At 46.1% G+C, this 19,188-nt stretch carries 20 protein-coding genes; 17 read left to right on the top strand and 3 right to left on the bottom strand.

The annotated features are described in order from the left end of the window. Positions 1–8 precede the first annotated feature (8 nt). From DWW70_RS06010 to DWW70_RS05955, 12 genes are all read left to right on the top strand, one after another. Positions 9–1,340: an immunoglobulin-like domain-containing protein gene (locus DWW70_RS06010; protein WP_015534292.1), complete on the top strand. Its 1,332-nt coding sequence runs from the start codon at positions 9–11 to the stop codon at positions 1,338–1,340. Positions 1,341–1,368: 28 nt separating this feature from the next. Beyond that, positions 1,369–1,539, top strand: coding sequence for a Flp1 family type IVb pilin (locus tag DWW70_RS06005; protein WP_015534291.1), 171 nt, complete (start codon positions 1,369–1,371; stop codon positions 1,537–1,539). 11 nt (positions 1,540–1,550) lie between these two features. After that, a complete protein-coding gene (locus tag DWW70_RS06000; RefSeq protein WP_015534290.1) occupies positions 1,551–2,999 on the top strand; it encodes a DUF5702 domain-containing protein in 1,449 nt (482 codons plus the stop codon). A gap of 64 nt (positions 3,000–3,063) precedes the next feature. After that, positions 3,064–3,936, top strand: a complete 873-nt coding sequence (locus tag DWW70_RS05995; protein WP_147323108.1) for a TadE/TadG family type IV pilus assembly protein — start codon at positions 3,064–3,066, stop codon at positions 3,934–3,936. Between the two features lie 34 nt (positions 3,937–3,970). Next, a complete protein-coding gene (locus DWW70_RS05990; RefSeq protein ID WP_015534289.1) occupies positions 3,971–4,417 on the top strand; it encodes a hypothetical protein in 447 nt (148 codons plus the stop codon). Next, entirely contained in the window at positions 4,386–5,792 is a 1,407-nt protein-coding gene (locus DWW70_RS05985) for a DUF6382 domain-containing protein (RefSeq protein ID WP_022217522.1), read from the top strand. The genes DWW70_RS05990 and DWW70_RS05985 overlap by 32 nt, the downstream gene beginning before the upstream one ends. Before the next feature lie 69 nt (positions 5,793–5,861). Continuing rightward, positions 5,862–7,508, top strand: a complete 1,647-nt coding sequence (gene dnaX / locus DWW70_RS05980; RefSeq protein ID WP_015534287.1) for a DNA polymerase III subunit gamma/tau — start codon at positions 5,862–5,864, stop codon at positions 7,506–7,508. Between the two features lie 48 nt (positions 7,509–7,556). Next, a complete protein-coding gene (locus tag DWW70_RS05975) occupies positions 7,557–7,907 on the top strand; it encodes a YbaB/EbfC family nucleoid-associated protein (protein ID WP_015534286.1) in 351 nt (116 codons plus the stop codon). Further along, the gene (recR, locus tag DWW70_RS05970; RefSeq protein ID WP_022217523.1) at positions 7,907–8,506 is read left to right on the top strand and encodes a recombination mediator RecR; all 600 of its coding nucleotides are present in this window, start codon (positions 7,907–7,909) and stop codon (positions 8,504–8,506) included. The genes DWW70_RS05975 and recR overlap by 1 nt, the downstream gene beginning before the upstream one ends. Positions 8,507–8,559: 53 nt before the next feature. Continuing rightward, the gene (locus tag DWW70_RS05965) at positions 8,560–9,636 is read left to right on the top strand and encodes a 6-phosphofructokinase (protein WP_015534284.1); all 1,077 of its coding nucleotides are present in this window, start codon (positions 8,560–8,562) and stop codon (positions 9,634–9,636) included. A 96-nt stretch (positions 9,637–9,732) separates the two neighbouring features. Beyond that, entirely contained in the window at positions 9,733–10,290 is a 558-nt protein-coding gene (locus DWW70_RS05960; RefSeq protein ID WP_015534283.1) for a hypothetical protein, read from the top strand. Then, positions 10,291–13,008 carry a hypothetical protein gene (locus DWW70_RS05955; protein ID WP_118649460.1) on the top strand — a complete coding sequence of 906 codons (2,718 nt, stop codon included), beginning with the start codon at positions 10,291–10,293 and terminating at the stop codon, positions 13,006–13,008. It begins immediately after the preceding gene. A gap of 99 nt (positions 13,009–13,107) precedes the next feature. Here DWW70_RS05955 and DWW70_RS05950 read toward each other — a convergent pair whose 3' ends face one another. Further along, positions 13,108–13,278 (bottom strand): DUF362 domain-containing protein, encoded by a 171-nt coding sequence (locus DWW70_RS05950; RefSeq protein WP_015534282.1) that lies wholly within the window; start codon positions 13,276–13,278, stop codon positions 13,108–13,110. 195 nt (positions 13,279–13,473) lie between these two features. Between DWW70_RS05950 and DWW70_RS05945 the strand changes: the two genes are divergently transcribed. Both DWW70_RS05945 and DWW70_RS05940 read left to right on the top strand, forming a co-directional pair. Further along, positions 13,474–13,686 carry a DUF1858 domain-containing protein gene (locus tag DWW70_RS05945; protein WP_015534281.1) on the top strand — a complete coding sequence of 71 codons (213 nt, stop codon included), beginning with the start codon at positions 13,474–13,476 and terminating at the stop codon, positions 13,684–13,686. A 47-nt stretch (positions 13,687–13,733) separates the two neighbouring features. Further along, positions 13,734–14,501, top strand: a complete 768-nt coding sequence (locus DWW70_RS05940) for a CpsB/CapC family capsule biosynthesis tyrosine phosphatase (protein ID WP_022217525.1) — start codon at positions 13,734–13,736, stop codon at positions 14,499–14,501. 64 nt (positions 14,502–14,565) lie between these two features. Here the strand turns inward: DWW70_RS05940 and DWW70_RS05935 are convergent, their stop codons facing one another. Both DWW70_RS05935 and DWW70_RS05930 read right to left on the bottom strand, forming a co-directional pair. Further along, complete coding sequence (locus tag DWW70_RS05935) at positions 14,566–15,459, bottom strand: adaptor protein MecA (RefSeq protein ID WP_015534279.1); 894 nt, start codon at positions 15,457–15,459, stop codon at positions 14,566–14,568. Positions 15,460–16,011: 552 nt separating this feature from the next. Beyond that, positions 16,012–16,782 carry an N-acetylmuramoyl-L-alanine amidase gene (locus tag DWW70_RS05930; protein WP_022217526.1) on the bottom strand — a complete coding sequence of 257 codons (771 nt, stop codon included), beginning with the start codon at positions 16,780–16,782 and terminating at the stop codon, positions 16,012–16,014. Between the two features lie 176 nt (positions 16,783–16,958). Here DWW70_RS05930 and DWW70_RS05925 point away from each other — a divergent pair, with 176 nt between their 5' ends. From DWW70_RS05925 to DWW70_RS05915, 3 genes are all read left to right on the top strand, one after another. Next, on the top strand, positions 16,959–18,011 hold the full coding sequence (locus tag DWW70_RS05925; RefSeq protein WP_022217527.1) for an L-threonylcarbamoyladenylate synthase: 1,053 nt from the start codon (positions 16,959–16,961) through the stop codon (positions 18,009–18,011). Between the two features lie 42 nt (positions 18,012–18,053). Further along, positions 18,054–18,479 carry a ribose 5-phosphate isomerase B gene (gene rpiB / locus DWW70_RS05920; protein WP_015534276.1) on the top strand — a complete coding sequence of 142 codons (426 nt, stop codon included), beginning with the start codon at positions 18,054–18,056 and terminating at the stop codon, positions 18,477–18,479. A gap of 379 nt (positions 18,480–18,858) precedes the next feature. Further along, positions 18,859–19,170, top strand: a complete 312-nt coding sequence (locus DWW70_RS05915; protein ID WP_015534275.1) for a vacuolar (H+)-ATPase G subunit — start codon at positions 18,859–18,861, stop codon at positions 19,168–19,170. Positions 19,171–19,188 lie beyond the last annotated feature (18 nt).

The raw sequence follows: 19,188 nt of genomic DNA, 5'->3' as shown, positions 1-19,188 counted from the left end.
TGATGGATATGCTGAAAAGGGCTGCGGGAAAAATATACGGCTGGATAGAACCGCATATGGACAATGACAAGATGCTCACGAAGATAAAGAGGGTATACATATGTACGGATGCCGCGGCGAGGGATAAATGTGCGGAGATGTACACAGACATTATTGCGAAGATCCTGCTGACGCTTTTGGTGACATGTATTCTTGCGGTGATCCTTGTGGCAAAGGAAGCATTTGCGCCTCATCAGGTGGTGCTCACCAGAGATGGGTACGGAGGGGATGTGTCCACCGTCACTCTGGAGACTGACATAGATGGAGAAAAGACTGATTTTGATGTGGATGTCATGCCGCTGGAATATGATCCTGACGATATGGAAGCAGTGTTTGAGCAGGGATTTGGTGAGATTGAAGACCTGTATCTTGGGGAAAATGAATCCCCCGACGAAGTGATATATGATCTGGAGCTTGTGGATCACCTGGATGCGCTCGGACTCGATGTGCAGTGGATAAGCGAGGACAACGAGCTGGTGTCGTCCGATGGACGTATCGGCGATATAGCGGAGGGAGAAGACAGAATAGTGTCCATCACGGCTGTTCTTACATACAGGGAGCTGAGCGCGGAGAGAACATATCAGATACGCGTGTGCGGAAGGGAAGAGACAGGCAGGGAAAAGGCTCTGAAGGATATAAGGGAAGGCATCAGGGAGATACAGGCGGGAAGTGGAGATTCGAGCGAGGTGGCGCTGCCGGAGCAGATAAACGGATATGCGGTCAGGCCCACCTCGGGAGGCGGAAGCGGTCTTATGATACTGTTTCTCGGTGGTTTCGCAGCCATTTGTATATGGGGTGGAAACAGGTCGAAGATCCAGGGAATGGAAAAAAAGAGATCCGACGAGCTCATGTCGGAGTACCCGGAGCTTGTGGATAAGCTGACGCTCTATCTTGGAGCAGGAGTCACGGTCAGAGGTGCATTTGCAAGGATAGTGAAGAGTGGCAGGGAAGATTGTGCCGGTACGGATCAGGGCGGGAGTGTTCTGACCAGGGAACTGATTTATACGCTAAATGAGATCCAGGCAGGAGTATCCGAGAGTGAGGCTTACTACAACATGGGGCACAGGATAAATCTGCCGATGTATATAAAGCTCATGTCGCTTTTGTCACAGAATGTGAAGAAAGGCACGAGAGATATATTGATCATGATGGCGGGCGAGGAGCAGAACGCAATGCAGACCAGAAAGGAGATGGCGAAGAGAAAGGGGGAGGAAGCCGGGACAAAGCTGCTTCTTCCGATGGTGGTTCTGCTGGGAGTGGTCATGGTAATAGTCATGCTGCCCGCAATAATAAATTTTTAAGATAATAAGTTTTAAGGAGGAAAAATGTATGAAGAGATGGGAAGATTTTATGGAAGATGAGTCAGGTATGGGAGTGGTCGAAATAATCCTTATAATGGTGGTCTTGATCGCGATGTGCGTCATATTCAAGCAGCAGATAACTTCTCTGGTGAACAACATATGGAACTCGATCAACAAGAGTGCAAAGAAGATATATTAAGGGGGAGCTGTATGAGAAATCAGGGACATGTAACGGTTTTTCTGAGTATAATCCTGATCTCCATGCTGCTTCTGGGGCTCTCCGTGCTTGAGATGGCGCGGATAAGAATGGGCAGTGCCAAGGCCGCAATGGCGGCCGAGGGCGCAGCCTGTGATGTGAAGGCGGCGTACGACAAGGAGTTGTTTGAGGAGTATCATCTGCTGGCGGTCGACAGCACATTTGGCGGACACGGTGAGGGAAAGCTTGAGCAGATGGCGCAGGATTATCTGGAATATACTCTGGAAAATGGTCAGGGCGACAATATGAGCGTTGAAGATGTGGCGCTGGCAGAGTGCAGGGGACTTCTGGAGAATGACTGCGAGAATATGAAGCTGCAGATAACCGACCATATGAAGGTGTACATGGAGGAGAAGGGAATAGAAGACATTCTTGAGATGATAACATCCGGGGATAAGGCCATGGAGGATGCTTCTGGAGCTGTGGAAAATGGTAAGAATGAGTCGAATCAGGATGAGAGCAGTTGGAGCGGTACGGATCCTAGAAAAGCGCTGAAAAGCATCCTGACAGGTGGACTTCTGAATGTTGTCACGCCATCCGGGCGGGTGGTGTCAGATCAGGCATACGATCTGGATGGCTTTCCGTCAGACGGACAGGCGGAGGATACGAGACAGTGGGAGGACATAGAATTTGACGATCTGGATAAATTCCAGAGGCAGCTCATGTTGGATGGAGAGAGATCACAGACCGGAATAGTGGATGACATATATGGTGTCGGGTATGCACTGGCGAATTTCAATACATTTACTGACAGGAAACAGGACAGACCATTTGAGTGTGAGGTGGAATACATTATCGCCGGAAAGGATAATGACCATGACAATCTGCAGGGGGTCGTGAACAGGATAGTGCTTCACAGACTGCCGCTCAATCTGGCATATCTGCTCTCAGACAGCGCAAAGATGGCCGAAGTGTCATCCATAGCTGCGGTGCTGGCTCTTGTGCCGGGGGTCACCTATGGGGCGGCGAAATATCTGCTGCTCGGATGCTGGGCTTATGCTGAGACAATTGTTGATATAAGGCTGCTGCTTGACGGCAAAAGCGTTCAGTTTATGAAGACAGACGAATACTGGGTGACGGACATCAACAATCTTGACAAGCTGATGAATCTGGATTCCGTGGACTATGAAGGCGTGGATGCTGTGAGCTACAGGGATTATCTGGCGATACTTCTGATAGAGAATAAAGGAGGCATGTATTACAGGATGGCGGATCTTATACAGCTTAATTTCAGACAGACGGATGAGTCGTTTGAGATGAAGAATATGATGTATTCTCTGACATTTGATGTTGAGGTCAGTCAGGACAGGAAATTTGCATCGTTTATAGAAGATCACGAGGGCGTATCGAAGATAGATGACGGACTGTACAGGTACAGCTTCAGGCAGTGTGTGAGTTATTGAGATATGAAAATATCCTGAAGGGGGGTGTTATATGTTCTCTTGTTGTATGTTGAAAAGTAAATATATGAAAGATAAATCGCCTCTCCAAGCGCATATTACTATAGATTTTGTTCGGATCAGGTATGGCAGGAGAATATATAAGACAGCTCCTTTGGGATGTGACCATGGTAGTGCCAGTGTGGAGGCATCGCTGGTGCTGCCAGTGTTTATATTTGCCATGCTGACTGTGTTTGCCATGGCCGGATGTATACGGACACGGACTGTGATATATGAGGGCTTACATGAGACGGCTGCGTATCTTGCGGAATACAGCTATGCGTATGAGCTAGCCGAAAAGGGCGCGGACATGGGGCCGTATGCTGAAGGTATGGCAGATGGTGTGTCGCTCGTGCTGGCGAACAGGAAGATCAGGGAGTACATAGATGACAAAGGCACGGTGAACACATATGTCGACGGCGGAATGTCCGGGGTTAAGGTGATAAATGCAGAGCTGTCGGATGACGGATTTGTGTGCCTCAAGGTCAGATATATGCTGAAGATCAATCTGCCATTTGCCGGAGGATCCACCGTGGGGTGCGTGGACAGGATAAGACAGAGGGCGTACCTGGGATATGACAGGTCGCAGGATGATGACGATGATGATGAGTATGTGTATGTGGCTGAGAATGGTTCGGTGTACCACAACTCGCGGAGCTGTTACCATATCAGGATATCTGTGAGAAGCGTGAGTGGGGAGGTTCTGGATGACAGATATTCCGGGCTTTCGGCGTGCAGGATCTGTGGAAGATATAAAAGCAATGGTGTGATTTATGTCACTGAACAGGGAGACAAATATCACTATTCGCTGGGCTGCTCCGGCTTGAAGCGGACGATATACAGAAAGAAAAAGTCAGAGTGCGGGGGACTTCCTCAGTGCTCAGAGTGCGGGAAAAGATAGGAGAAGAGAAGAAAAGACAGGAGGAGTCAGATATATGGATGACAATGGATCTATAGTTCTGGAGATGTGCCTGATAACACCGATACTTGTGTGTGCCGTGTTTGTGGTGATGAACATGTTGTTTATAGCGTTTAACCATGCGGCGGCATCGGGGGAGGCATATCTGGTACTGTACAACCGAGAGGAATACAGGATCAATGAGAGTGGTGAGGGGGATACGGACAGTGCAGAGAAAGCGATGTCCACAAATGTATCCGAGACCGTGATATGTGCCGATGGTGTGAATGCGGAAATGGCCATGAATGGGAAGAATCTGGTTGCGGAGATAACTTACAGAGAGTCATTTCCGGGGATACAGATATTGATAGATGACGGCAGATGTGACAGAAAGACTGCGGCCAGACAGGAGATAAGGGATGTAGGAAATGAACTTAGGAGGTGGCAGGAATATGGTAAGTTATTGCCAGGTAGAGGGAATTAACACTTTTTTTGTGGTGGAGGTCAGTGCAGCAGCCATAAATTCCTATGAGACGGACATGCTGTACAATAATTTTGTCGAGGGAATAATACAGCCGGAATTCAGGGCCATCAACGGAGATATGTTCATATACTGCAAAATAAATGGCATGAAGAGCCTGGACGATATATCTGACAGGGGGATAATGTCCATGGAGCAGGCTGTTGCTCTCATAAGATCGTTGTGCAGTGTGGTCATGGAGACGGGAGAATACATGCTTGAGCCGGACAATCTTCTGATAGAATCCGACAAGATATTTTACTCGGATGCAGAGAAGAGTTTCAGATACGTGTATGTGCCGGGACAGGGAACGGATGTCAGAATGGGAATAAAGAATCTTGTGGAGAAGATCATAAAGAGGGTAGATCACAGGGACACTGAGCTTGTGGATTTTATGTATGAGATATATGACATGGTGGTGTCGGCAAATTATGACATGGAGCGGATGCAGAAATATGTGGATGAGGTCTCTGCCCGTGAGCAGGAAAAATGCTGCTCCGGCAATAGAAAAAGAAATGTGGAATCTTTGGCTGCGGCCCGTGAGCAGGAGCTTTTGATGGATGAGGTGTTCGGAACGGATCAAAGCAGTGCGGCGGCGTTGACGATACCGACAACGGAGAAAAACAAATATGATAGGATATTTTTCATACTCATAGGATTTACTGTGGCGGCATTTACGGGAATAGCGGCTGTTCAATTTTATATACAGGGGCATGCGGCGGATGTGAGATTTATAATGCTGGCACTCATCGTGCTGTCCGTGGAGTTATTTGTCTATGTGGAGATGAAGAGGAAGCTGTCTGCTGCTGAGGATGAACGGCGGGGACAGGAGGGCGTGGAGTGCTCAGAGCTGCGATATGCGGAGGAAGATGAAAACAGAAGACCTAAAAAACAGAATGTTGATGCATTGGAACATGTAAGTTTGGCTGACGAAATACCTGGCGATACCACGGTGCTTGGCTCGGAGGATGACTGTACAACCCTGCTTACACAGCATAATCTCGATGGCAGAGAGTCCGCACAGGAGCAGAGACTGTCTGTGAGACTGATCGAAGACGGAGGCATTGTGGCTACTGAATTTCCGGTGACGCCGGAGGGAGTTGTATTGGGGCGGGACAGACGACAGGCGGATCAGGTTATAGAGGATATCAGCGTCAGTAGAAGGCACATAAGGATATACGAGGATGCAGAGAAGATCTATGTCGAAGATCTTGATTCCACAAATGGAACTGTCATAAATGGGATCAGGCTTCCGGCGGGCAGGAGCTGGCAGCTTGCGGACAGAGATGTTCTGTGTATAGGCACCAGGCAATACCATATTCAAATATTGCTTATCTGATTGATATAAAATGTAAATTCAGATATAATAGTCTGTGTGAGTTTTATGATACAAAGGTAGGTATTGGTGATGTCGTATGTAGCTTTATATAGAAAATGGAGACCTGATACTTTTGACGAGGTAAAGGGGCAGGATCATATAGTTACCACTCTTAGAAACCAGATTAAGAATGATAGACTTGGTCATGCCTTTTTATTTTGCGGTACAAGAGGAACAGGTAAGACTTCGATCGCCAAGATATTTGCCAAGGCATGTAACTGTGAGCATCCGGTGGACGGAAGCCCATGTAATGAATGTGCAAGCTGCAGAGCCATATCGGATGGATCATCGCTTAATGTCATTGAGATAGATGCGGCCTCCAACAATGGTGTTGACAATATAAGGCAGATAAGGGAGGAGGTAGCATATCCTCCTACTGAGGGCAAGTATAAGGTATACATCATAGATGAGGTTCATATGTTGTCTCCGGGAGCGTTCAACGCTCTGTTAAAGACTCTCGAGGAGCCGCCATCATATGTAATATTCATACTGGCTACCACGGAGTCCCACAAGATACCTATAACCATATCGTCAAGGTGTCAGAAGTACGACTTCAGACGTATCCCGGTGGATGTCATCTCGGATCGACTGGAGGAGCTTATGAACAGGGAGGGACTTGATGCGGATAAGAAGGCGATAGATTATATCGCAAAATCCGGCGATGGTTCCATGAGAGATGCCTTGTCTATTCTGGATCAGTGCGTTGCATTCAATCTCGGACAGAAGCTTACATATGATAATGTGCTTGAGACCATAGGAGCTGTGGACATAGATACATTTGCAAGACTTCTGGAGTGCGTGCTGGAATCTGATGTTGAACATGCCATAGATGTGGTTGACGAAGTTGTGTGGCAGGGACGTGAGCTTGGCCGTTTCGTAAATGAATTTACATGGTTTCTCAGGAACATACTCGTTGTCAAGCTGTCCTCGGCGGAGGGCGACAGATTGGATATGACCAAGGAGAATCTGGAACGCATAAGAGAGATATCCGGTCATATGGAGGAGAGCACCATAGTAAGATATATAAACGTGTTCTCGGATACAGCCGCCAGCATCAAGTATTCCTCACAGAAGAGGATAGTGCTTGAGATGGCTGTTATAAAGCTGTGCAGACCACAGATGGAGGTTGATACCACAAGTCTGATCGAGAGGGTAAGGATGCTTGAGAAGAAGCTTGATGACCTTGAGGCAAATGGCATACAGGCTGCGCCGGTTCAAAGTGCTGCCTCCGTAAGCCCGGCTGACGATGTGATAGATCAGAAGGGCATGAAGGAATATCAGGACAAGCTGGCAATGGAGCTTCCAAAGGCAGAGTTCGAGGATCTGCAGAGAGCTGCGGAGAACTGGAATGATATACTGGAGAAGCTGTCGGTTCCTGCGAGAAGATATCTCAAGAGAAATGATGCTGATCCGGCCATAAGGACGAAGCTCATACTGTCCGATGATCACAGAAGACTTCTGCTCATGATCCCGCTGACGGATGACGATATGCCGAAGTTATACTTTGACAAGCCTGAGAATGTGGAGCATGTGAAGAGTGTGATCGAGGAATATCTTGGAAGAGAGATTGAATTTGAGATACTTTGTACAAGGAATTCCCACAGTGATAATGGAAGGCTTGAGACGGAGAATATACTGAACCTGAACAAGATCAACTTTCCAATAGATAAGAAATGATGATATCATATTATAAATTATTTAATCAGAATAAGGAGGACTATTGTAATGGCTAAGAGAGGCGGTTTCCCAGGAGGTATGATGCCTGGTAATATGAACAATCTTATGAAGCAGGCACAGAAGATGCAGAAGCAGATGGAGGAGACAACTAAGACACTTGAGGATAAGGTGTATGAGTCATCTGTAGGTGGAGGAGTTGTCACTGCAAAGGTGTCAGGTAAGAAGGAACTCATGGAGATCAAGCTTGATCCTGAGGTTGTTGATCCTGATGATATAGAGACACTTGAGGATCTTATCATATCGGCTGTGAACGAGGCACTGAGAGCACAGGAGGATGACTACAATAGCAGTATGGGCAAGATCTCAGGTGGAATGGGACTTGGAGGATTGCCGTTCTAATGGAAGTTTATGGAGGAGAAGTAAACAGACTTATAGAAGAGCTGGGAAGACTCCCAGGAATAGGCTCCAAGACGGCTCAGAGACTGGCGTTTCACATAATCAGTATGCCTGAGGAGAGGGCGCTGGCGTTATCCGATGCCATTGTGAATGCAAAGAAGAACATAAAATACTGCAGTTGTTGCTACACGATAACTGACAGGGAGGTATGTCCTATATGCAGTTCACCAAACAGGAATCACAAGGTGATAATGGTGGTGGAGACCCCGAGGGATCTGGCGGCATATGAGAGAACAGGACAGTTTGATGGCGTTTACCATGTGCTCCACGGAGTTATAAATCCTGCCCTGGGTATCGGCCCGGCGGATATCAGGATATCCGAGCTCATGAGAAGGCTTCAGAATGAAGATGTGGATGAGCTCATAATCGCTACAGGTTCAGGCCCGGAGGGTGAGGCGACTGCGATGTATATATCAAAGCTTGTGAAGCCGGCCGGTATCAAGGTCAGCCGTATAGCAAGCGGTGTGCCTGTAGGCGGAGATCTGGAGTGTATAGATGAGGTTACGCTTCTGAGGGCTCTTGAGGGAAGAGTATACTTATAATGTATACAGACAGTCTGTGTACATAAGAAAAATAAAAGAAAGAGGTGCAGAGTATGTTAAGAGTAGGCTTTTTGACTAGTGGTGGTGACTGTCAGGCATTAAATGCAACTATGCGCGGAATCGCAAAGGGTTTGTATGAATTGTTTGACGAGGTTGAGATCTATGGATTCCTTGAGGGTTACAAGGGACTCATTAGAGGCAACTATATCAAGATGAAGCCGGCTGATTTCTCAGGTATTATCAACAAGGGTGGAACGATCCTCGGCAGTTCAAGACAGCCATTCAAGCTCATGGGAGAGCCAACTGAGGATGGTCTGGACAAGGTAAAGTCCATGAAGGATACCTATAAGAAGCTGAAGCTGGATTGCCTGTGCGTTTTAGGTGGAAATGGTTCACAGAAGACCGCAAATCTCCTCAGTGAGGAGGGACTCAATGTCATCGGTCTGCCAAAGACCATAGACAATGATCTGTGGGGAACTGACATGACATTTGGTTTCCAGAGTGCTGTTGATATAGCGACCCAGACAATAGACTGTATCCACACAACCGCTGCATCGCATAACAGAATCTTTATCGTTGAGATTATGGGCCACAAGGTTGGCTGGATAACTCTCCACGCCGGAATCGCCGGTGGCGCAGATGTGATCCTGCTCCCGGAGATCCCATACGATATCGATAAGGTATATAAGGCTATAGACAAGAGAACAAAGGACAACAAGGGCTTCACGATAGTTGCAGTTGCCGAAGGTGCTATTCCGAAGGAGATCGCAGAGCTTCCAAAGAAGAAGAGAAAAGAAGCGATAGCCAACAATCCATATCCATCAGTTGCGTATGAGCTGGCTGATAAGCTCAAGGCGTACACAACACAGGATATAAGAATAGCAATACCTGGACATACCCAGAGAGGTGGAAGTCCGGATGCATATGACAGAGTCATATCATCAAGATTTGGAGCAAAGGCAGCAGAGCTCATAAAGGCAAAGGATTTTGGAAAGCTTGTTGTATTCCTTGACAACAAGGTTACAGCTATCCCACTCTCAGAGAGTGCAGGAAAGCTCAAATACGTATCTCCTGATGACGACATCATCAGCGAGGCAAGAACACTTGGAATCTCATTCGGAGACAGATAAAGTAAGCTCTGAAAAAAGTAACAGAGATATTCACACATTCTCCCCATCTGCATATCTATGTAATAGACACACAACAATGCAGATAGGGAGATTTGTATGAGTGAAGAATTTAAGTATATTCCTTACAGCCCGGACGATGAAAACCTCAGAGGGCTTATAAGGGATGGAAATGTCTATAATATCAAGACACCTGTGATACCCGGTATGGGTGAGACTGGTGGATACAGTATGAGTTCGACAGGAATCATGCTTCCTGACTGTGATGATGGGACAGATGAAATGATGAGGGATATTGAGTACATGAAGGAGATGTACCCGGAAGAACTCCGAAAGGTCAGTATGGCCGTGGAGGAGGAGTGTGACAAGCTCGAGTATGAGGGCAGTCCGATGCTTGTTCAATATCCTGACAGAGAAGAGATGCGCCGTGTTGCGCGAAGGGTGTACGATGATCTGAGCGAAAGTGGGCAGATATCGGAGGATTGTTATGCAGGAATGGCTTCGGCAGGTGAAGCTTCGTACGAGGAACCGCCATATGTTCCAGAGGGACCCGGATGCGCCAATTGTGTTATGAGAAATATAATCGAACTGCTTGTGTGCAATGAATTCTGTATGAGACGCGACAGGCATAGAAGACGTAGAAGAAGGTTTTATTAAGTGAAGAAGAAAATAAATGTACTTGTGAGAATACTTGTGATGGCAGCAATATTTGTGATCACAATATATTTGGTCAATATATTTCAGAATAGAAGTTACAAGAATCTGGCTGCGGAGATGAAGGATGCAGAGTTGCCATTAGCTTATGTGTGCTATGGCGATTCGCTTCTCAATTGTATGCATGGTTATACAGGGGAGGTCGACCTCACACTTCTCAGGGACTCTGTGACGCCGATAGATGAGAATAAGAATCTTGAGATAATGGTGGAGAATGATGCATTTAAGGATGCGTCGTATTCGTATGAGATCAGGTCGATATCCGGAGATTCCCTTATAGAGAAGGGTGATCTGGAGGCGGCCTCGGGAACTGATGGCTACGATGTGCTTGATATAAGTGCGAGAATGGATCTCAAGCAGGATATGGAGTATATGCTGGTTGTCAAGCTTAAGAGCGGTGATGGCAGGAGTGCTTCATACTATACCAGAGTGGTCGTAAATGACAATTATCATGAGTCCCAACTGCTGAATGCCGCAAAGGATTTCCACGATGCGACATTTGCATTTGACAAGCTGGAGTCGGAATCGGTCATAGGAACCTACAAGCAGGAATACACGGGTGGCGGAACGGGAGATTCCTACGGACTGGGACATGTGAACCTTGCAAATGCATACTCGGATCTCCTCTGGGATGGGCTTAAGCCTACGGTTATAAGCGATGTAAACACATATATAAAGGAGATAGATGTCAACTATGCGGTGATCGAGATGGAATATAAAGCCATGTCCATCACATCGCAGGATGTCATGAGCTATTATACAGTTAAGGAGTTCTATAAGATCAGCTACAAGGATGTGCCTGTTGCCAGCCAGACTGATGAGGCGGACGGAGCCGGCACTGATGGAATATATTTTGACGAAACAGCTTCGTATGATGAGGCCTATTCGGATGAACAGGATGCAGATACTGTTACGGAGACTGAGCCGAAGATCACCATGCTCAGCTATGACAGATATGTGGACGAGTATTTTGACAAAGACGGCATAGATGCTATAAACAATGTGTATGAGATAGGTATCGTGTCATCGGATGATCTGGAATACCGCTACACAGAGGATAACAAGAAGATCGCATTTGTGAGAAATGGACAGCTCTGGATGTATGACTACGGCGATGGACAGATAACTCTGGTGTACGGATCAGGAATGGATGACCATGCAAATGACTCAAACACTTACGCCGACCATGACATGAACATCATAAGCTTTGACAAAGATGGAAATATGACATTTGCGGTGTATGGATATATGAACAGCGGAGATCATGAGGGAAAGCTCGGAGTTGCGCTGTATACATTTGATTATACGACTCTGGAGGTGGACGAGCTTCTGTTCGTCGAGTGCAATGTGCCTTATGAGGCTATGAAGAGCGAGACCTCCAGACTGACATATTACGACGGAGATAAGTTTTATTACATGCTCGGCGGAAAGGTGAACGCCGTGGACATGAGGACGAGACAGCAGTCTTATATTGCGGAGGGACTGTCAGCCAGCGATGTCAAGGTGTCGGTGAACATGGAAGTTATGGCGTATGGAGAGAGCGAGGACCAGAGCAGCAATACAAAGCTGACTCTGATGAATATGCATACCGGAAAGAGTTATGAGATCACCGCCGGAGCAGGGGAATGTCTGATATGCTATGGCTTTAAGGACTCGGATATGGTATACGGAGTGTCGAGCATATCTGATGCGCAGGTTGATGTGGATGCTGAGTCATTTGTTGGTACGAGGTACAGCGAGGAGTCCAGAGATAACATACCTGCATCCAGATTGTATATAGTAAACAGCGATGGCGAGCAGATAAAGGAATACGCAAAGAGCGGGTATTATCTGATGCAGGTTGATGTGGATACGAATCTGCTGTATCTGACAAGAGGAGAGAAATCCGACAGTGGATTCAAGTCTGTGGACGATGATTTCATAACCTTCAAGGAGGACGATACAAAGGAGACGATAGGAACTACCCATCTGTCATCCATAACCGGATATGACAGGCTGTATTTTACGGTTCCGTCAAATATGTATCTGAGCTATATACCGGCGCTGAACATAACAAAGGAAAAGATAGATCCTGATGCTGCAAGTATGATAATGACAGTAGTGCGTGATAAGGTGACCTATCATGTGTACGACAATCTTGGACTTTCAAAGATATATGACGTGGCGGGTGATGCGATAAATTATGCAGTGTCTGTATCAGGTATAGTGGTGTCAAGCGAAGGCGAGGTAATATACAGGCAGGCTGAGAGCCAGGAATACAACACCATTGCCTCTGGAATATTCCATCGCAGTACGGGAAGTGTGGATGCGTCACTCGGCGACTGTCTGTACATGGTTCTGACGTATCAGGGAGTACAGGTGACAGAGGATGATATAGCACAGTATACAGATCCTGTCGAGGCTCTTAACTCTCTTGGAAAGAGACAGGGCATAGATGTTACAGGTCTTTCGCTGGATATGCTCCTCGGTTATGTGAGTTCGGGAATACCGGTAATATCGAGGATAAGCGATGGCAGATATGTTCTCATAGTGAGCTATAATGAGGCAGACATAAGATATTATGATCCTGTCGAGGACAAGGAGATAGTTGTGTCAAGAGATGAGTATACGGATATGATGCTCCAGTGGCACAATGAATCCTACACTTATGTTGAGGAATAAAGATAAAAAGAAAACGGAGCGAGTTACCGCTCCGTTTTCTTTATAATAGTTGTAGTATAAGTTACTTAGCATGGATCCGAATGTTACGGATCATGTAGATTACTCCTCTGCGATTGTTCCTACTGGACAAGAACCAGCACAAGCACCACATGAGATACACTGTGAACCATCGATAACAAATACGCCGCCATTATCGCTGATAGCACCTACTGGACAAGCACCAGCACATGAACCACAACCGATACATGAATCGCCAATAACGAATGCCATAATTGTTTCCTCCTTATAAAGTAAAAATAATCACACGCTTATTGTAAAACAAAACTCATTAATTAGCAAGTGATAATAATATTTATCAACAACGGGTTTTATCAATAAGTAACAATAAAAGGGATAGACATTTAAAATTGGGTATAATATAATGTGAATGCTGAGTAAGAGCGCAATCTAAGGAGGATATAAATAATGGTAAAGATAAGTAAAGACATGCTTATAAATGACATTCTTGCAGTTGATGCAGGAAATGCAGCAATACTGATGGCAGCAGGTATGCATTGCATAGGATGCCTTGCAGCAGCAGGAGAGAGTCTTGAGGAGGCAGCAGCCGTTCACGGACTTGATGCAGAGGAGCTTGAGCAGGAGATCAATGATTATCTTGCAAAAAAGGAGGCTGAGTAGTATACTTGCCAAAGTAACCAGGTGTACTATAAAGGATGGAGAGATATATGAAGACAGACGGAACAAATCCTCCCGGGCAGGGAATATTTGGACTGATAGATATTAATTGTCATATTTTACCGGGAACAGAGGATGGACCGGATAATTTCCGGGAAGCGGCAGAGATGCTCAGAATAGCGTATGATGAGGGAATAAGGACGATAGTTGCCACCCCGCCATACAACAAGAAGAATCCGATAATGGATGGAGACAAACTGGACAGACTTGTGGAACAGCTCAACGTTGAAGCTGGAAAGATAGATCCGGATTACAGAGTCTATCTTGGAAGAGAGATAGAGTATAACGATGAGAACCACCAGAAGATCATATCTGGTCAGTTGGATTCCATGGCAGACAGCAAGTATGTTATGATCAGATTCCCTTATGATGTGGATTTTGAGACGATATCTGAAGCTATAAGAGACATCAATATGGACGGATATATACCGATAGTTGCCAATGTAGAACAGTATGAATGTCTTGAGGAAGACGAGGACAAGGTCGAGGAGCTCATTCAGTTTGGTGCATATGTACAGATAAGTGCATCGGCTGTGGTTGGAGATCTTGGACATGACATCAAGAATTTTTCGAGAAAGCTTCTCAAGGGAGAGCTTGTTCACTTTGTGGCAAGTGATGCATTGGATTCAGAGGATAAAGCACCATACCTCAGGGAGTGTGCTGAGTACATAGAGCGAAAGTATGGAGAGGATTACATGACGGAGCTCTTCTACACCAATCCAAAAGCAGTTATCGAGAATGATGATATTGACATATAAAACAAAAAGACGTATCGCTTGTGCGGTACGTCTTTTTTGCTGCGCCGGAATCTCTGGCTATTACTTATAATGCTGACAGTGTCTGAAGTGCTTCCTCCGGCATAATAGCGGTGAAGTGCTCCTTGAAATGTGCCGGCATGGCATATGTGAGTTTCTGTGCTGTTCCGTATTCTGCAAGGATATTGCAGACTCTCACAAATTCCTGGCTTGTGTTATTGCTGTTCGTGAGAACCAGATAATATCTTCCGTTGGAAGGATTCTTGTACAGGCAGTTCTCGCTGAAGTAGAAAGAAGCAACCTGTTTTGCTGCACTTATGATGGTTGCAAGTGAGTCAAAGATGTACAGTGAGCACATGCTCTCCCTTGCTGAACCTGATTCCTTTGTGCTGCCTGTTGTACTGGCGGCAGTGCCTGTGGTGCTGTCATCAGATGATGTATTGCTGCCATTTGCCGCAGCGGCAAAATCTCCTGCGGTTCCGGCAAGTCCGGATATGGTGTTGAAAATGCCCTCAAGTGCCTCTCTTACGCCCTGTGGAACGGAACCGGATCCACTGATCTCAAGTCTTGCGATGGTTCCGTTGTTATCCCTGGACTCATCGTTGTCGTCAAGATCGTCATCTATGTCATCATCATCCATGTATTCGTCATCGTCATCAATATCATATTCGCTGGTCTTTGAGAATCTGGAAAAGCGGGTATCCAGTTCTTCCGGATCTTCAACCTTTGTCACAATGAGTATGAGACAATCTGGTGATACCGGTATGGCTTCGATCATAAGTGGAGTGTCGTCAGCCTCAAAGCCTAATTCTACAGATGCCTGCTGCATCATATCCTTGAAGAGCTCTTTTGCCTTCGGTGTGCCATAGGCAAGCTCGGAGATCTTGAGCTGCTTTTCGGTGAGATCGGCTTTGTTGAGTGTGCATCTTATCTGATTTTCACTTAGACGTTCAATCTTCATAGAATCGACCCCCTTCAATAATTTAATGGTATTAAAATGTGTATTATAGTTTACCACATTTGTCAAGCAAGTAAATAGGATATATGGAGAAAATATTGGAATTTTCCGTGAAAAAATATCCCTAATTCTACGTTATGTATACTTTTATGAAAATTTCATAAAATATGCTCAAATGGGGTTGGAAAATGGCTTTTTATGCGTTATTGTGGAGTTGTGAGCGGGACGTGCTCAGGATATTTAGATGAGCTCATTTCTTTATTTTTCTACAAATTCTGTCTGATTCTTATCGTCTCAGATACAATTCCCAGAGATAGTGATATGACAGTGCTCACACATTTCCATAACTGACACATGGCACATAAAAGGAGAATAATACATCACAACACATCTGTCTTTACATTGCATGGCAGGGCTGGAAAAATAAACTATTTGGGGGTGATGCCTATAGGGGGTTAAAAGGCAGCAGTAGCATATAGAACATAATTATATGCACAGAATTACACTTAACATCTATTTGGGGGCTCTGCCGCTGTCACAGCAGAGCTCCTGGTTTTATTTGGCGTGCTGTTCATGCCATGTACAGACTGCATTGCAGATGGCGTTTGCTAGGGCGGTCTGGTATTCATCATTGCACAGATCGGAACATTCCTTTGTGTTGCTCAGAAAGCCGCACTCAACGATGACGGCGGTGCATGGACTTTCCCGCAAAACAAGGTATTCGGAATTGCCCTTTGCTGCCCGTGTGTTGGATGGATCGGCTTCGGAGATGAGATGCTCCTGGATGCACTCCGCCAAGGCTTTACCACCGGAGGAAGTGGAGTAATAAAATACCTGCGCTCCGTGGACATACTCGGCTGAATAGCTGTTCTGGTGGATGCTGATGTAGAGATCAGCGTTTACATTTGTGGCGAGGTTGGTGCGGGCTTTCAGATCTGAAGTCTTCTTGCTGGATGCATTTTCACTGTTCAGGGACTTGTCGGAGTCTCTGGTCAGATACACGGAAAATCCCTGATCCGTAAGTGCCGATGCCAGCTTTGAGGCGATGGCCAGATTTATATCCTTTTCCATGATCCCATCCGGGCTGACCTTACCCGGGTCAAATCCGCCGTGTCCCGGATCGATGAGGATCGTAAATGATTTGGCCGCATCTGTGGTGTCCAAACCTTCGGTGGATGTGTGCTCATTTCCTGTATTGGTGGAAGTATCCTGCCCGGCTGTATGGTCTGCGGGACGGACTATAAATATGTAGCAGAGGATTGGAGGAAGTATTACTGCAAATATTATGGCAAATACAAGTATGTATAATTTGGTGGAAGTACGCATCGGTGATACCCGGGAAGTGTAATTACTATTTTATATGACGGCGGCGGACGTTATATGATATATGTTACCCAAATATAGCCTAAACATTTGACACACATGCAGTGCTGGGCTAAAATATGGGCGTATATGCAATAATATAGAAGCGATAACAATTTATTATAGAAGAAGGTAAAGTGATGAACACTATAATTGCAAAAGCAGGAGTGGATGACGACCGCATGTATGAGCAGGCGGCGGAGATACTTAAGAGAGGTGGTCTTGTAGCATTTCCGACAGAGACAGTGTATGGCCTTGGAGGAGACGCGCTGAATCCGGATGCGTCACATCGGATATATGCGGCAAAGGGCCGGCCATCGGACAATCCGCTCATAGTCCATATAGCAGAGACATCAAGCGTGTATGAACTGGCGGAGACAGTGAGTGACGACACGAAGAAGCTCATGGAAGCATTCTGGCCGGGACCACTCACCATCATACTCAACAAGAAAGAGGTCGTTCCGCACACGACCACTGGCGGACTTGATACGGTTGCCATCAGGATGCCATCGCATCCGGTTGCCATGAGGCTCATAAAGGATTCGGGAGTGTATATCGCAGCTCCAAGTGCCAATCTGTCCGGACGACCATCCCCGACCACTGCGCAGCATGTGCAGCAGGATATGGACGGCAGGATAGATATGATCATCGACGGCGGGGCAGTCGGAATCGGTATAGAGTCGACGATAGTGGACATGACCGGAGACAGACCGACTATATTGCGGCCTGGATATATCACTCCGGAGATGATAAGGGATATCGTTGGCGATGTGACTATAGATCCGGCGATAACAGGTATGAACAATGCTCTGAGACCTAAGGCTCCGGGGATGAAGTACACACACTATGCTCCAAAGGGAGAACTCAGCATAGTAGAGGGCGATAGACTGGCTGCGGCTGAGAAGATAAGAAGTCTTGTTGCGGAGAAAAAGGCGCAGGGATACAAGACTGCGGTACTGTGTGACACTGACAATGTCAGTCTTTATGATGACGGAGTATGCGAGAACGTATACGATGCCGGAAGCAAGAAGAACGAGATAACTGTGTCTGCCGGACTGTACAGTCTGCTCAGAACCTGTGATGACATAGGTGCACAGTATATATACAGCGAGTCATTTGAGGAGGGGGACATGGGCTACGCCATCATGAACCGTCTCATCAAGGCTGCAGGACACAGGATAATAAGCTGTTAGTTAATTTCGAAAAAAATATTATATAAAAAGGAGAATCAGAACATGATAGCACTTGGATGTGACCACGGCGGATATGAGCTTATGCAGGAGGTTATAAAGCATCTTGAGGAGAGAGGCCTTGAGTACAAGAACTTTGGCTGTTACAGCACAGAGTCAGTTGACTACCCGGTATATGGACAGGCAGCAGCAAAGGCAGTAGCCTCAGGTGAGTGTGATAAGGGAATCATCATCTGCGGAACAGGAATAGGAATATCGATCTCAGCGAATAAGATAAAGGGAATCAGAGCTGCACTCTGCCACGACTGCTTCTCGGCACAGGCGACAAGAGAGCACAACGATGCAAATATGCTGGCTATGGGTGCCAGAGTCATAGGACCTGGACTTGCACTTAAGATAGTCGACATATTCCTCGACACACCATTCTCAAATGATGAGCGTCACGTAAGAAGAATCGGAATGATTGAGTAGTATCATAAGTTATGCCGTAAGGGGGACCCCGTTCATACTCAAAAAAGAATCCCATGACAGTATGGTCAAGACTGTCATGGGATCTTTTTTTATACGGTTTTCGTCAAACTGCATCATTTGTTCGACATATAACCGCGTTAAAAGGAAGAAAAATGATTAATGGATAAACATAAGTATTATCAACATAGTCACATTGTACATTAACAATAAAAAAATATCAAGGGGGTTGTACAAACTTTACAAAATGTTTATTTACAATATAGCCAACTCATTATAAAATAATATTACTTGAGTTTTGACATAATAATCTAAAGTGATGCTTTGATGAAGTGTTTATGGAATTGAGTCTGCTCATAAATTTTTATAAGGGAGGAATGTTATGCTGCAGGAGACTATGAAGAAGATAACCGATGCAGAGTCTGAAGCTGACGAGATCATTCGCAAGGCCAAGGAAGAAGCCGACTATACAGTAGCTGCTGCAAAGAAGGAGGCTGCGGATATGATCGCGGCCGCAGGATCAGCTTCGAGAGAAAGCATGAAGAGTGCCGAGGGAGCCGGCAGATCTGAGGAGGAGAAGCTCACGGTGAAGGCGATGGATATTGCCACCGCTGAGATCGCACATCTCAGGGAACGTGCAGCGTCCATGGAAGGCGAGGTTACTTCCATGATCATCGCAGAGCTGGTGGGATGAAAAGTCCTGCAGGCATTT

This window comes from Coprococcus sp. AF16-5 (assembly GCF_003479365.1).
Classification (GTDB): domain Bacteria; phylum Bacillota; class Clostridia; order Lachnospirales; family Lachnospiraceae; genus Coprococcus; species Coprococcus aceti.
The sequence above is the reverse complement of the archived record's forward strand: the minus strand, read 5'-3'. Positions and strand labels throughout refer to the sequence as shown.

Excerpts from the sequence above, each read along its gene's own strand:
- DWW70_RS06010 (WP_015534292.1), top strand. The coding sequence starts at position 9 with ATGCTGAAAAGGGCTGCGGGAAAAATATACGGCTGGATAGAACCGCAT.
- DWW70_RS06005 (WP_015534291.1), top strand. The coding sequence starts at position 1,369 with ATGAAGAGATGGGAAGATTTTATGGAAGATGAGTCAGGTATGGGAGTG.
- DWW70_RS06000 (WP_015534290.1), top strand. The coding sequence starts at position 1,551 with ATGAGAAATCAGGGACATGTAACGGTTTTTCTGAGTATAATCCTGATC.
- DWW70_RS05995 (WP_147323108.1), top strand. The coding sequence starts at position 3,064 with ATGAAAGATAAATCGCCTCTCCAAGCGCATATTACTATAGATTTTGTT.
- DWW70_RS05990 (WP_015534289.1), top strand. The coding sequence starts at position 3,971 with ATGGATGACAATGGATCTATAGTTCTGGAGATGTGCCTGATAACACCG.
- DWW70_RS05985 (WP_022217522.1), top strand. The coding sequence starts at position 4,386 with ATGGTAAGTTATTGCCAGGTAGAGGGAATTAACACTTTTTTTGTGGTG.
- dnaX (WP_015534287.1), top strand. The coding sequence starts at position 5,862 with ATGTCGTATGTAGCTTTATATAGAAAATGGAGACCTGATACTTTTGAC.
- DWW70_RS05975 (WP_015534286.1), top strand. The coding sequence starts at position 7,557 with ATGGCTAAGAGAGGCGGTTTCCCAGGAGGTATGATGCCTGGTAATATG.
- recR (WP_022217523.1), top strand. The coding sequence starts at position 7,907 with ATGGAAGTTTATGGAGGAGAAGTAAACAGACTTATAGAAGAGCTGGGA.
- DWW70_RS05965 (WP_015534284.1), top strand. The coding sequence starts at position 8,560 with ATGTTAAGAGTAGGCTTTTTGACTAGTGGTGGTGACTGTCAGGCATTA.
- DWW70_RS05960 (WP_015534283.1), top strand. The coding sequence starts at position 9,733 with ATGAGTGAAGAATTTAAGTATATTCCTTACAGCCCGGACGATGAAAAC.
- DWW70_RS05950 (WP_015534282.1), bottom strand. The coding sequence starts at position 13,278 with ATGGCATTCGTTATTGGCGATTCATGTATCGGTTGTGGTTCATGTGCT.
- DWW70_RS05945 (WP_015534281.1), top strand. The coding sequence starts at position 13,474 with ATGGTAAAGATAAGTAAAGACATGCTTATAAATGACATTCTTGCAGTT.
- DWW70_RS05940 (WP_022217525.1), top strand. The coding sequence starts at position 13,734 with ATGAAGACAGACGGAACAAATCCTCCCGGGCAGGGAATATTTGGACTG.
- DWW70_RS05935 (WP_015534279.1), bottom strand. The coding sequence starts at position 15,459 with ATGAAGATTGAACGTCTAAGTGAAAATCAGATAAGATGCACACTCAAC.
- DWW70_RS05930 (WP_022217526.1), bottom strand. The coding sequence starts at position 16,782 with ATGCGTACTTCCACCAAATTATACATACTTGTATTTGCCATAATATTT.
- DWW70_RS05925 (WP_022217527.1), top strand. The coding sequence starts at position 16,959 with ATGAACACTATAATTGCAAAAGCAGGAGTGGATGACGACCGCATGTAT.
- rpiB (WP_015534276.1), top strand. The coding sequence starts at position 18,054 with ATGATAGCACTTGGATGTGACCACGGCGGATATGAGCTTATGCAGGAG.
- DWW70_RS05915 (WP_015534275.1), top strand. The coding sequence starts at position 18,859 with ATGCTGCAGGAGACTATGAAGAAGATAACCGATGCAGAGTCTGAAGCT.